Raw genomic sequence first — 13,133 nt, 5'->3', positions numbered from 1 at the left:
TGCGGTGACCGGCTTAAGCCGTCCGTGTGCTGCGCGTTTCTTGTCACGTGTCTGCCGTCACCATTGACCAAATTCCCGTTTTCGGAGCCGTTCCGATGAATTCGTTCTACCCACAGGACCCGTCCGCGCCGGCGGACCGTCCGGATGTTGAAGTGCCGCCGCCGCCTGTTCCACAAGGCAGTGCGCGGCGCAGGCTGATGCGCGGCCTGCTGCATGCCGCAGCGTTTGCCGGTGTCACGTTCATTGTCGCAGTGCTGCTTTTCGTGCCGGTGCTCGTCTACAACCTGGGCCGCGTCGAGGCCCTCGAAGTTGCAGGCAGGCACATCCCGGTCTCCGTCTTCGTTGACGAACTGGGTGCCCTCTTCTGGGGCACGGCGATCATTGCGCTGTCATTTACAAGTCTGATGTCCGGCCTGTTCTTCATGACGGCCGGGACAACCATTCGCCCGCGGCCGCAATCGATGGCCGGTCAGGATGCCATGGCGCATCTGACCGTGCTACGTTTGAGCCGCTCTGAGAGGTAGTCATGTTCGACCGTTTCGAAAAGCTCGTGGATCCCTTCGAGAAGACCGAGCTCGACGTTCCGCCAAGCGGGTTCTGGGCGTTCTGCTGGTATTACACCAAGCCCGTCTGGCCGATCCTGCTCGTCGTTTCCATCCTGGGCGCGCTCATTGCCGTTCTGGAAGTCACCATCTTCACGTTTCTGGGCGAGCTGGTCACCTGGCTCAGCACCGAAAACGCGGAAACGTTCTTCCAGGACAACTGGGGGCAGCTCGTCTGGATGGGGCTCGTTGTGCTGGTTCTGCTGCCGGGAATTGCCGCGATCTGGGAGATGCTGTTTCACCAGGGTCTGATGGGCACCTATCCGATGTCGGTGCGGTGGCGCGTCCACCGTTACCTTCTCCGGCAGAGCATCTCGTTCTACCAGAACGATTTTGCCGGCCGTATCGCCAACAAGCTGATGCAGACGGCGCTGGCGGTGCGCGAGGTGGTCACGCGGATCGCGGATATCCTGGTCTACGTGGTGGTCTATTTCGTCGCGGCGCTGTTCGTGGTCGCAGAAGCGAGCATCTACTTCGCGATCCCGTTCATGGCCTGGCTCGGCTGTTACCTGATCACCATGCGTGTGTTCATTCCGCGGCTCAAGGACGTGTCGCGGGAGCAGGCCGATGCGCGGTCCGTGATGACGGGGCACGTGGTCGACGCCTATACGAACATTTCAACCGTGAAACTGTTCTCCCATGCGGAGCGCGAAGAAGACTATGCCAGGTCTTTCATGACGTCGTTCCTGAAGACGGTGTTCCTGCAGATGCGGCTGGTGACCGGCATGAACATCACGCTGACGACGCTCAACATGGTGCTGCTGTTCGCCGTTGCGGCCATGTCGATCATGCTCTGGCAGGCGGGCAGGGTAACGACCGGCGAAATCGCCGTCGCGGTTGCCCTCGTTCTGCGGTTCCAGGGCATGTCGCAATGGATCCTCTGGGAAGTGTCCGGCCTGTTTGAAAACATCGGGACCGTGCAGGACGGCATCAACACGATCTCGCGCGAGCGGGATGTGGTGGATGTTCCCGATGCCCGAGCGCTTTCGGTGCCGAAGGGCGAGATCCGTTTTGACGGAATCGGCTTTCACTACGGCAAGAAGTCCGGCGTGATCGAGGACCTGGACCTGACGATCGCTCCGGGCGAGAAAATCGGTCTGATCGGGCGTTCCGGTGCCGGCAAGTCGACCATCGTCAACCTGCTGCTGCGTTTCTATGACCTGGAGCGTGGCCGCATCCGGATCGACGGACAGGACATTGCCGGTGTGCGGCAGGACGATATCCGGGCGAATGTGGGGGTGGTCACGCAGGACACATCGCTTCTGCACCGGTCGATCTTCGAGAACGTTGCCTATGGCAAGCCGGATGTCGAGCGGGACGAGGTCGAGGCGGCGCTTGAAAAGGCGCATGCAATGGACTTCGTGAAGGGCCTGACCGATCTCAACGGACGCACGGGGCTGGATGCCCATGTCGGTGAGCGCGGTGTCAAGCTGTCCGGCGGCCAGCGGCAGAGAATTGCGATTGCCCGGGTCCTGCTCAAGGATGCGCCCATCCTTGTGCTGGACGAGGCGACATCCGCGCTGGATTCGGAAGTCGAGCTTGCCATTCAGGAAAGTCTCTTCGAACTGATGAAGGGCAAAACCGTGATCGCGATCGCTCACAGGCTGTCGACAATCGCGGCGCTGGACCGGCTGATCGTCATGGATCAGGGGCGAATCATCGAGGAAGGCTCGCACCAGGAACTGCTGGATGCCAACGGTCTTTACGCGCAGCTTTGGCAGCACCAGTCGGGCGGCTTTCTGGCGCCTGTTCAGGCGGCATAATTGACAAAACGAAATGGCGGGATCGGGATTCATTTGAATTCCGGTCTTGCGCTTTTTCCCCAAAAAAGGGCAGAAAAGCGGCGTGGCTGTTGTTTTGCCTGCGACATATGCGTTTTGTGGCGTTTGTTTGTCTGGACAAGCGTTTCGAAGGGTGCAAAAAGACAAGCCGCTTGGCCGATGCGGGGAACTGCCGCACTTGGCCACCGTTGAGCCCGGCATGGTTCCCTCTATCCTTCTCCCAGGATGGCGGTGGGACATGATGCGGGCTATCGGTACAGGTAGAACTTTTGAGGGGACGCGACCTTGGCACACAACACGGATGCGGAAGAACCGAACCGCCGTGATTTTCTCTATATCGCGACCGGCGCAATGGGCGTTGTGGGCGCCGGCGCGCTGGTATGGCCGTTCATTGACCAGATGAACCCGGATGCCTCGGCGCTTGCGCTGGCATCCATCGAGGTTGACGTGTCTGCCGTCGAAGAGGGGCAGTCAATCACAGTCAAATGGCGCGGCAAGCCGGTATTCATCCGCAACCGTACGGAAACGGAAGTGACCGACGCCAAGGACGTTCCGATTGCGGATCTGCCGGACAAACTGGCCCGGAACGCCAACCTGCCCGCCGACGCCGAGGCAACCGACCCGAACCGGGGCGTCAAGGACAAGGAAAACTGGCTCGTGCAGATCGGTATCTGTACGCACCTGGGGTGCGTGCCGATTGGCGACGCCGGTGAGTTCGGCGGGTGGTTTTGCCCCTGCCATGGCTCGCACTACGATACGGCCGGCCGCATTCGTAAAGGCCCGGCTCCCGAGAATTTGCTGATTCCGCCGCTCGAATTCGTCAGCGACACGACAATCAAGATCGGTTAACGGCAGAAATTTTTAGGAGACAGCCATGGCTGGACATTCAAACTACGTACCGCAGAGCGCTGCGGCCAAGTGGCTCGAAAGCCGCCTGCCGGTCATTTCGCTCATGCGCGGTTCCTTCGTGGACTTCCCGACACCGAAAAACCTGAACTACTGGTGGACTTTCGGCGGGATCCTGTTCTTCGTGCTGATCGCTCAGATCCTCACCGGAATCGTTCTGGTGATGCACTACACGCCCAGCACCGATGCCGCATTCGACAGTGTCGAGCACATCATGCGCGATGTGAATTTCGGCTGGTTGCTGCGGTATCTTCATTCGAACGGCGCGTCGATGTTCTTCATCGCCGTCTATATCCATATCTTCCGCGGCCTCTACTACGGTTCCTACAAGGCGCCGCGCGAGATCTCTTGGATCCTCGGCGTGATCATCTTCCTGATCATGATGGGAACGGCCTTCATGGGCTACGTTCTGCCGTGGGGCCAGATGTCCTTCTGGGGCGCGACCGTCATCACGAACCTGTTCTCGGCGATCCCGCTCGTGGGTGAAGCCATCGTGACGTGGCTGTGGGGCGGTTTTGCCGTCGACAATCCGACGCTGAACCGGTTCTTCTCGCTCCACTATCTGCTGCCGTTCATGATCTTCGGCGTTGTCATCCTGCACGTGTGGGCGTTCCACACCACGGGCAACAACAACCCGACGGGCGTGCAGCCGAAGACCAAGCAGGACACGCTGCCGTTCCACCCGTACTACACGGTGAAGGACCTGTTCGCGATCGTCGTGTTCATGATCTTCTTCTCGTGGTTCGCCTTCTACCTGCCCAACTATCTGGGCCACGCGGACAACTACATCGAGGCAAACCCGCTGGTGACGCCGGCGCATATCGTTCCGGAATGGTACTTCCTGCCGTTCTACGCGATCCTGCGCGCCGTGCCGGACAAGCTTGGCGGCGTCGTGCTTATGTTCGGTGCCATCGCGGTCCTGTTCATCCTGCCCTGGCTCGATACGTCGAAGGTCCGTTCCGGAACCTACCGGCCGCTGTTCAAGCAGTTCTTCTGGATCTTCGCACTGACCTGCGTTGCACTCGGATATCTTGGTGCGATGCCTGCGGAAGGCATCTACGTGACGCTGTCGCGTATCTTCACCGCCTATTACTTCGCCCACTTCCTGATCGTCCTGCCGATGCTCGGTTTCCTGGAGAAGCCGCGCCCGTTGCCGGCCTCGATCTCCGAAGCGGTGCTGAAGGGCGGATCAGGGCAACCCGCCGGCGCAGCCGCCGCGCCGGAAACGAAATAACGCGAACCGGATCAGGAGTTATTTGAGACAATGAGCACCATGATCAATATGGTTCGTTCCCTGGTGGCGGTGGCATCCCTTGCCATCGCGACACCGGCGCTCGCCGCCGGAGCCAAGGTGGAAATCGACTATCAGAACTGGTCCTTCGCCGGACCGTTCGGTTCCTACGACCGCGGACAGCTGCAGCGCGGCTTCAAGGTCTATCGCGAAAACTGTTCCGCCTGTCACGGCCTGAGGCTTGTCGCCTTCAGGAACCTGGCGGAAAACGGCGGGCCCAGCTTCACGGAAGACCAGGCCAAGGCTATTGCTGCCGAATACACGGTTGTCGACGGCCCGGACGATTTCGGCGACATGTATGACCGGCCGGCGATCCTGGCGGACCGCTTCCCGTCGCCTTTCCCCAACGAGCAGGCTGCCCGCGCAGCGAATAACGGCGCGTACCCGCCCGATTTCTCGCTGCTGGCAAAGGCCCGTGCCGCGCAACGCGGCTTCCCGGGCTTCGTCTTTGACATCTTCACGCAGTACCAGGAAAACGGTCCTGACTACATCTACTCGCTTCTGACCGGATATGTGGACCCGCCGGCTGACGTAACCGTGCCGGATGGCCAGTACTACAACCACTCGTTCCTGGCCGGCCAGTTCATCTCGATGGCACCGCCGCTGTTCGACGAGGCTGTCGAATATACCGACGGCACGCCGATGACGGTCGAGCAATACGCGAAAGACGTCTCCGCATTCATGATGTGGGCCGCGGAGCCGCATCTGGAAGACCGCAAGAAGATCGGTTTCCGTGTAATGGTGTTCCTGATCGTGTTTGCAGGCCTGCTGTACTTCACCAAGAAGCAGCTCTGGCGCAACGCGGAACACTGATCCGCACAAACACCGGCAGATCTTGAAAAAGGCGGGCCCTGGGCCCGCCTTTTTTGCTGGCCGCCGACCTGAATCCCCAACCTCCTCTCGAGGTGCGGAGCGGAGCCTCGAGAGATGGGCGGCAGTTTCAGAGCCGGCTACGCCATCCTTCGAGACGGACCTCGCGGTCCTCCTCAGGATGAGGCCGGGCCGGTTCGCGGCGTATTGGTCGGCGAATTCATCCCCCTTGATTTCAGCCGTCATTGCCAGACTTGATTCACTGCTGTCGAGTTTAACCTGGCGATCATCTTTTGAGGTGCTCCCCAGTCAATGTTCTTGTCATTCCGGCTGCAGCGCAGCGAAAGGCCGGAACCCAGTAGCCACTTGTTTCTCCTTCCTATCATCGGCCTCAAGTCATAGGGGATACTGGGTCCCGGTCTTGCTGCTTGCGCAGCAAACCGGGATGACAAATCAGGGAAACAAGTTCGCATTCAGACGTGGCGACGGATGGAACTATGCAGCTTTCTCAGCCGCATCACTTCGATAGTATTTTCTAAACCGGACGGCAGGGGACTTGCTCTCGCAATCCATGCCGGGACGCCAGCGGATGTTTGAGCTTGGAAAGGCAGCTTTCGGGGCGAAAACGTTCTTGCCGCTGCGGCTGCTACCTCTCCTGCCGGGAGAGGTCGGCCTGAAAGGCCGGGTGAGGGGACAAGTGTTGAAGTCCCTTTCAGAGATCAGGCCGCTCTCCCATCGGGAGAGGGAAAAACTCCGCAAGGTGGCGCTGCCTGATCAGGGTTGCTTCGAGACGGACCTTGCGGTCCTCCTCAGGATGAGGCCGGGCCGGTTCGCGGCGCTGATCAGCCTTGAGGCCGCCTTTTTTGTTTTTTGACCTATTCAAGTTTCCCGCTGCTTGTTAATCAGCTGACAGGACTGGATTCTTGTTTCAACTGGAGACTTGGCAATGGCTGATGCGGTTCTTGGGATTATCGGCGGTTCGGGCATCTACGATCTTCCCGGGCTTGAAAACGCCGAATGGATCACTGTTGCCAGCCCCTGGGGAACGCCGTCTGACCAGGTCCGTATCGGTGAAATAGACGGACTGAAAATCGTGTTCTTGCCCCGCCACGGCCGGGGACACGTCTATTCGCCGACGACAATCAATTACCGTGCGAATATCGACGTGATGAAGCGCTGCGGCGTCACCGATCTCCTGTCTGTCTCGGCCTGCGGGTCCTTGAAGGAAGAGCATGCGCCGGGCACCTTCGTTCTGGTCGACCAGTTCATCGACCGCACGATCGCCCGGGAAAAGAGTTTCTTCGGCACCGGATGCGTCGCGCATGTGTCCATGGCAACACCGGTCAGCCCGAAGCTGATCGAGGCCGTTGCCGCGGCTGCGGAAGCCGAAGGCCTCGCCTATGCGAAGGGCGGGACTTATCTTGCGATGGAAGGCCCGCAGTTTTCCTCGCTTGCCGAAAGCCACCTCTACCGGTCGTGGGAATGCGACGTGATCGGCATGACGAACATGCCGGAAGCCAAACTCGCGCGCGAAGCGGAGATCTGTTACGCGACGGTCGCGATGGTTACCGACTATGACAGCTGGCATCCCGATCACGGCGAAGTGGATATCCAGGCCATCATCAAGGTTCTTCATGACAATGCCGAAAACGCCCAGCGTCTTGTCGCCCGGGTTGCGAGGGATCTGCCGCGGGACCATCAATCCTGTCCGGCAGGGTCCGACACGGCACTCGAGTTTGCCTTCATGACGGCACCCGAAAAGCGGGACCCCGCGCTTGTGGCGAAACTCGATGCCGTCGCCGGTCGTGTTCTGAACCAGACGTCCTGACGCAAGAGCGGTTGTTACACCGATCAATGCAACATGCTGAAATTGCTTCGATAGAAGACGCAAACTTGCTATAAGCGTCGGTCGGGGCATGTGCCCGAACGACAAGCTGAAGAAAGAGAGTTCGATGACCGAACAGACGATCCAGGATGAATTGGTCCATTCGATCCGAACGATCAAGGACTATCCGAAAGAGGGAATCCTGTTTCGCGACATCACCACGCTTCTTGGCAATGCGCGCGCGTTCCGCCGTGCCGTCGATGCACTCGTGCAGCCCTGGGCGGGCTCGAAAGTCGACCAGATTGCCGGGATCGAGGCGCGGGGTTTCATTCTCGGAGGCGCAGTTGCGCATCAGCTGTCGGCGGGCTTCGTCCCCATCCGGAAAAAGGGGAAACTGCCGCACGAAACCGTTCGGATTGCCTATTCGCTTGAATACGGTCTTGATGAGATGGAAATGCACAAGGACGCCATACAGCCGGGCGACCGGGTTATCCTTGTCGATGACCTGATCGCGACCGGTGGTACCGCGGAAGCGGCCTGCAAGCTGCTGAAATCCATGGGAGCGAATATCGAAGCCGCCTGCTTCATCGTCGACCTGCCGGACCTGGGCGGCCGCGCGAAGCTTGAAGCGCTCAATGTGCCGGTGCGCACGCTGGTGGAATTTCCCGGGCACTGACGCCATGCCTCCATCAGCGGAAGGGCCGCGGTTTTCCCAACAGTTCAGGCAAGATTTCGAGACCCTGCTGAAATGGCGGCGGGATGTGCGCCGCTTTCGCACCGATCCATTGCCGGACGGGCTGCTCGACCGTCTCCTGCATCTGGCCGATCTCGCACCTTCCGTCGGCAACAGTCAGCCCTGGCGGGTCGTCGTCGTGGCGAGCCCGGAAATGCGGGACGGCGTGATTGCCAGTTTCGAGACGGAAAACGAAGCCGCGGCGGAGCAATATCCAGACGAGAAGGCAACCCGGTACAGGCAGCTCAAGCTTGCCGGATTGCGGGAAGCGCCGGTGCATCTGGCCATCTTCAGCGACACCGACCCGGAGCAGGGACATGGCCTTGGCCGCGCGACCATGCCGGAAATGCTGGCCTATTCCACGGTCAGCATGGTGCATACGTTCTGGCTCGCCGCCAGGGTGGAAGGTGTCGGCGTCGGGTGGGTCTCGATCCTGGATCCGGCAACGGTTTGCCAAATCCTTCAGGTTGACGGGAACTGGCGGCTCGTGGCTTATCTATGTGTTGGCTATCCTGAAGAAGAACATGTCGACCCGGAACTGGAACGCGCGCGATGGCAGGCCCGCAGTCCACTTTCAAACAGGGTTTTTCACCGGTAGGAGCGCTTCAATGCCTGTAGTCATTCGCCGAACGGAAGAAGGGGACTATCCCGCGGTGCGTCAGCTCCTGACGGATCGCTGGACCGCTCCGGAAATCATGCTGGACAACGAGATGGTCGATGCGTCCCGGCTTCCTGGCTATGTTGCCTTTGACGGGACCGATCTGGTGGGCCTGGTCACGCTGATCAAGCGGGACGGGGAGTGGGAGATCCTGACGCTGGATTCGATCAATCGCTGGGGCGGTGTCGGCAGCCAGTTGCTGGACGCGGTCGTCACGGAGGCGCGCTCGCAGTCGGTTCCGCGCCTGACCGTCAGAACATCAAATGACAACCTGGATGCCTTCCGCTTCTATCAGCGGCGCGGGTTCCGCTTCGAGCGGATCGGGCAGGGGGTTATTGACGAGGAACGCGAACAGAAGCCCGGAATACCGCTGCGCGGCGATTACGGCATCGAAATCCGTGACGAAATCCTGTTCGCGCGCACTCTCTAGGCGACTTGAACAGACGTACAGACGGCAATGCACTCCACGTTCCGCCGCCACCTTTCGGTTTCTTTCATCAGCGCGCCGCGCACGTCTCCGGAGCGCGCCGGGAAGACCAGCCGCAAGACATTTAGGCAAGGATCTCCTTATCAGCCGGCCCGGGCGGCGCGTCGTTCGACAAAAACGGTTGCCTTGAACGAGAACACCAGCGTTCCGTCCTGGTTGTGGGCCAGCATGTCGGAGTGAACGAGACCCCATTCGGGCCTGCTTCGGCTCTCGGTCTTTCCAGTCACGATCCGGGTATAGGTCAGTGTGTCGCCGGCAAAGACGGGCTTGATCCATTTCAGATCCTCGAAGCCCGGTGAGGGGCCAATTTTTGCCGCCGTGGCGCCCGTTTCGCGCGCTGCTGCCTGCATGGCCTTCATCTTCGCGACGAACAGCTTCATGAAAACGCTTGCCGTGTGCCAGCCGGAGGCACACAGACGCCCGAAATGCGTCCGTGCCGCTCCCTCCTCGCTCAGGTGAAAGGGCTGCGGATCGTACTTTTCCGCAAAGCGGATGATCTCGTCCGTCTGGAAGGTGTAGCGTCCGAGTTCCAGGGTGTCGCCTTCGCGGATATCTTCGAAAAAATCGATCATCGTGCCGGCTCCCGTCTTTCAAACAGAACGGGATTTTCCCAGTCGATAACGTCCTTGCCGTTCTGGTTGGCGGCACGGATGCGGATGAAGACAAGGCCGAGGCCGGGCTTGGAGCGCAGCGGTTTCGTACCCAGGATCTCGGCATGCGCCGACAGGGTGTCGCCGGCAAAAACCGGGTGTTTCCACCTGAGCTTGCTGACGCCGGGCGACCCCCGGCCCGTGCTCTTGTTGAAGAGGTTCACGGCCAGAAGGCGCATGACGATGCTAGCGGTGTGCCAGCCGGATGCCGCCAGGCCGCCGAGCATCGACGCCTTGCCGCCTTCCTCGCTCATGTGAAAATCCTGGGGGTCGAATTCGGTCGCGAACTCGATGATGTCGTCCCGGGTGACCTCGATGGAGCCGAGCGGGATTTCCTGCCCGGGAGCAAAGTCTTCAAAATACTGAGGATGTGTCATCTGGTCGGGCTGTGTTGTCTGGAACCGGTCACGGTTGCGGCGGTAGGACGTTGATGTCGTCTGTCGTAGCACAAGACTGGATGCAATTTCGATAGGCGGGACACAAAGACGCGCTCAAAGGAGAGCGTGCGCCTTCAAACGGGTCGATGCCTCATGCCTGTAGTCTTCTCGCGTCCAAGTCAGCAAGATTTGTCAGATGGCCCGGTGCTAGTGTCCCTTTGACAGAAACAGGGCCATTTCCAATGACACAGCACGAAAAGCAGTCCATCTCGCCGAAGGATGACGGCTATCTCAGGCGCTTCACGCGGGTGATCGAATATATCTACGCGCATCTCGACGAAGACCCGGATCTGGCCATGCTTGCCGAAGTCGCCGCCCTGTCACCATGGCACTGGCACCGTGTCTGGCAGTCGGCCTATGGCGAATCCATCGTCGCGACGGTCAAGCGGTTGAGGCTCCATCGTGCCTCCGCGGATCTGACCTATTCCGGGATGCCGATTGCCGAGATCGCGAAGCGCGCCGGCTACGGCAGTCAGGAAGCCTTCAGCCGCAGTTTCAAGAAAGTCTACGGCCAGTCTCCCTCGGCCTATCGGGAGGCCGGTGTCGAAGGCCGCCTCCAGCCCGCCAATGGCGGCGCTCCCATTCCCAAGAAAAGAGGATCTCTTCTCATGCATCAGGTTGAAATCAAATCCATTGGCACCGAAACGCTTGCCGTCATTCCGCACAAGGGCGCCTACATGGAGATCGGCAAGGCGTTTGAAAAGGCCATCGGGGTTCTTGCCAGCCGCAATCAGCTTGGACAGGTGGGCGCGATGAAGGGCCTGTACTACTCCGATCCGACACATGTCCCGGAAGACGAGCTTCGGTCCGCTGCAGGCGTGGCGGTGTCTGACGGTTTCCCCGTCGAGGCCCCCTTCGAAGCTGTCGAAACCTATGGGGGCGACTATGCCATCCTGCATTACAAGGGACCTTACGCCGACATGAAATGGGCCTACGAATGGCTTTATGGCGAATGGCTGACCCAGTCGGGACGCGAGCCGGCAGATGCGCCGTGCATGGAAGTCTATCTGAACAATCCTCGCGACACCGCGCCGGCGGATCTTCTGACGGATATCTGCCTGCCGTTGAAACCGGCCGCCTGAGCGGTCAGGCGGACAGCGGCCAGAACACCAGGATCGCCGGGATGGCCACGGCCAGAACGAGGATCTCCAGAGGCAGGCCGATGCGCCAGTAATCTCCGAACCGGTACCCTCCCGGGCCCATGATGATCGTATTGTTCTTGTGGCCGATCGGCGTGAGAAAGGCGCAGGAGGCAGCAACCGCGACGGCCATCAGAAACGGGTCCGGGTTGACACCGAGGCTTCCGGCGATCTGCACCGAGATGGGCGCCGCGATCAGGCAGGTCGCGACGTTGTTCAGAAAATCGGACAGGGTCATGGTCACGATCATCAGCACCGTGAGCGTGACCCAGGCCGGGGCGCCCGCCGTGAGGGCGACGATGCCGTCGGCGATCAGCTGAGCATTGCCCGCATTCTCGAAGGCCTGGCCAAGCGGTATCAGCGACCCGAGCAGCACGATCACCTTCCACTCCACCGCGTTATAGACTTCAGAGCCGCTGACAAGGCCGGTCGCTGCATAAAGGACGACGCAGGCTGCAAGAGCCACCGGCAGATAGGCAAAACCGGCAACAGCGACCGCGATCGCCAGAATGAAGCCGGCAATTGCCAGCCAGGCCTTGTTGCGCTGGATCATGTCCGTCCTGCGTCCTTCCAGGGGCAGCACACCCAGCCAGGAAAAGGCGTTCTCAAGCCGCTCTTCGGTCCCGATCATCAGAAGCACGTCCCCCGGACGGATAATCTCGTGCCGGACCCGCTTCTGGATCCGGCGGCCTTCGCGGGAGATGCCGAGCAGGGTGACACCGTGTCCGTATAGAAGCCGCAGCCTGAAGGCGCTGGTGCCCGTGATGCGCGCGCTGTCGGGCGCGATCGCCTCGGCAAGGGACAGCGAAGATCCACCAAGGCCGCCCTTGTGCTGCTCGGAGCCTGCAAAGTCGAGCTTGGCCGCCCCCATGAAACTCTCGATCGCCTTCGGATCGCCCTCGACCACGAGAAAGTCGCCGCTCTTGATCGGTTCGCGGCGCGCGAAGCCCTTTATCCGCCGGCCGTTGCGGATGAGGCCGATAATCACGACATCCTTTTCTTCGGCGACCGGATAAAGATCGCCCACCGCCACGGGTTTTTCCTCAGAGACCTTGCTGATCTTCAATTCGGCCGAATAAAGACTGTCGGCGAACCCCTCGTCTTTCGGCTTTTCCCTGAAGTGAGCGGGCAGGAAGCGCCAGCCGAACAGGGCGACGAAGGCGATGCCGAAGACGGCGACCGTGAGCCCGACCGGTGCGAAATCGAACATGGCGAACGGGCGGCCGAGCGCATCGGACCGGTATTCGGCAATGACGATGTTGGGCGGTGTTCCGATCAGGGTGATCATGCCGCCCAAAATGGTCGCGAAAGACAGCGGCATCAGCGACAGGCCGGGTGAGCGTCCGGCCTTCTTCGCGGCTTCCAGGTCCAGGGGCATCAACAGGGCAAGCGCCGCCACGTTGTTGATGATGCCGGAGAGCCCTGCACCGACCACCGACATCAGCGAGATGTGGCGCGCAAGGCCTCTGGAGGCCGACAGGAGATGGTTTGCTATCAGCTCGACCGCCCCCGAGTTCATCAACCCCTTCGAGACGATCAGGACCAGCGCGATGATGATGACGGCGGCGTGGCCGAAGCCGTTGAAGATCTCGCCGGAGGGAACGAGCCCGAGAAAGGCCCCGACGATCAGTGCGGCGAAGGCGACGAGATCGAACCTGATCCGGCCCCAGACAAGCAGCGCAAAGACAATTCCGAAAAGCACAAACAAGGCGATCTGGTCAAAAGTCACGAAAGGGGCCCCCGGAGAAATGACAGTGACAACAGGACAAAGCTGAACATGGCCGAACGTTAATCTCAAGGCCACTCATCGGACA

The 13,133-nt window shown here is 60.4% G+C and carries 14 protein-coding genes; 11 read left to right on the top strand and 3 right to left on the bottom strand.

From position 1 onward, the window contains the following. Positions 1 to 95 precede the first annotated feature (95 nt). From ACO07N_RS00315 to ACO07N_RS00270, 10 genes are all read left to right on the top strand, one after another. Positions 96 to 524: a hypothetical protein gene (locus ACO07N_RS00315; protein WP_421979107.1), complete on the top strand. Its 429-nt coding sequence runs from the start codon at positions 96 to 98 to the stop codon at positions 522 to 524. Between the two features lie 2 nt (positions 525 to 526). Continuing rightward, positions 527 to 2,365, top strand: coding sequence for an ABC transporter ATP-binding protein (locus tag ACO07N_RS00310; RefSeq protein WP_421979106.1), 1,839 nt, complete (start codon positions 527 to 529; stop codon positions 2,363 to 2,365). A 303-nt stretch (positions 2,366 to 2,668) separates the two neighbouring features. After that, the gene (gene petA, locus ACO07N_RS00305; protein WP_421979105.1) at positions 2,669 to 3,232 is read left to right on the top strand and encodes a ubiquinol-cytochrome c reductase iron-sulfur subunit; all 564 of its coding nucleotides are present in this window, start codon (positions 2,669 to 2,671) and stop codon (positions 3,230 to 3,232) included. 25 nt (positions 3,233 to 3,257) lie between these two features. After that, positions 3,258 to 4,523 carry a cytochrome b gene (locus ACO07N_RS00300; protein ID WP_421979104.1) on the top strand — a complete coding sequence of 422 codons (1,266 nt, stop codon included), beginning with the start codon at positions 3,258 to 3,260 and terminating at the stop codon, positions 4,521 to 4,523. Between the two features lie 30 nt (positions 4,524 to 4,553). Further along, positions 4,554 to 5,393, top strand: a complete 840-nt coding sequence (locus ACO07N_RS00295) for a cytochrome c1 (protein WP_421979103.1) — start codon at positions 4,554 to 4,556, stop codon at positions 5,391 to 5,393. Between the two features lie 568 nt (positions 5,394 to 5,961). Further along, positions 5,962 to 6,264, top strand: coding sequence for a hypothetical protein (locus ACO07N_RS00290; RefSeq protein ID WP_421979102.1), 303 nt, complete (start codon positions 5,962 to 5,964; stop codon positions 6,262 to 6,264). Positions 6,265 to 6,336: 72 nt separating this feature from the next. Continuing rightward, entirely contained in the window at positions 6,337 to 7,218 is an 882-nt protein-coding gene (locus ACO07N_RS00285; RefSeq protein ID WP_421979101.1) for an S-methyl-5'-thioadenosine phosphorylase, read from the top strand. A gap of 124 nt (positions 7,219 to 7,342) precedes the next feature. Further along, on the top strand, positions 7,343 to 7,891 hold the full coding sequence (locus tag ACO07N_RS00280) for an adenine phosphoribosyltransferase (protein WP_421979100.1): 549 nt from the start codon (positions 7,343 to 7,345) through the stop codon (positions 7,889 to 7,891). A gap of 4 nt (positions 7,892 to 7,895) precedes the next feature. Then, the gene (bluB, locus tag ACO07N_RS00275) at positions 7,896 to 8,546 is read left to right on the top strand and encodes a 5,6-dimethylbenzimidazole synthase (protein ID WP_421979099.1); all 651 of its coding nucleotides are present in this window, start codon (positions 7,896 to 7,898) and stop codon (positions 8,544 to 8,546) included. 10 nt (positions 8,547 to 8,556) lie between these two features. After that, the gene (locus ACO07N_RS00270) at positions 8,557 to 9,036 is read left to right on the top strand and encodes a GNAT family N-acetyltransferase (RefSeq protein WP_421979098.1); all 480 of its coding nucleotides are present in this window, start codon (positions 8,557 to 8,559) and stop codon (positions 9,034 to 9,036) included. 140 nt (positions 9,037 to 9,176) lie between these two features. Here ACO07N_RS00270 and ACO07N_RS00265 read toward each other — a convergent pair whose 3' ends face one another. Then, positions 9,177 to 9,665: a MaoC family dehydratase gene (locus ACO07N_RS00265; RefSeq protein WP_421979097.1), complete on the bottom strand. Its 489-nt coding sequence runs from the start codon at positions 9,663 to 9,665 to the stop codon at positions 9,177 to 9,179. Next, positions 9,662 to 10,120 (bottom strand): MaoC family dehydratase, encoded by a 459-nt coding sequence (locus tag ACO07N_RS00260; protein WP_421979096.1) that lies wholly within the window; start codon positions 10,118 to 10,120, stop codon positions 9,662 to 9,664. Before ACO07N_RS00260 ends, ACO07N_RS00265 begins: the two co-directional genes overlap by 4 nt. A gap of 242 nt (positions 10,121 to 10,362) precedes the next feature. On the opposite strand from ACO07N_RS00260, the gene ACO07N_RS00255 reads away from it, so the two are divergent. Continuing rightward, positions 10,363 to 11,262 (top strand): AraC family transcriptional regulator, encoded by a 900-nt coding sequence (locus tag ACO07N_RS00255; RefSeq protein WP_421979095.1) that lies wholly within the window; start codon positions 10,363 to 10,365, stop codon positions 11,260 to 11,262. A 4-nt stretch (positions 11,263 to 11,266) separates the two neighbouring features. Here the strand turns inward: ACO07N_RS00255 and ACO07N_RS00250 are convergent, their stop codons facing one another. Next, the gene (locus tag ACO07N_RS00250) at positions 11,267 to 13,048 is read right to left on the bottom strand and encodes an SLC13 family permease (protein ID WP_421979094.1); all 1,782 of its coding nucleotides are present in this window, start codon (positions 13,046 to 13,048) and stop codon (positions 11,267 to 11,269) included. Positions 13,049 to 13,133 lie beyond the last annotated feature (85 nt).

The organism is Roseibium sp. (assembly GCF_965229775.1).
Classification (GTDB): Bacteria; Pseudomonadota; Alphaproteobacteria; order Rhizobiales; family Stappiaceae; genus Roseibium.
This window is presented reverse-complemented; position numbering and strand designations above follow the sequence as displayed.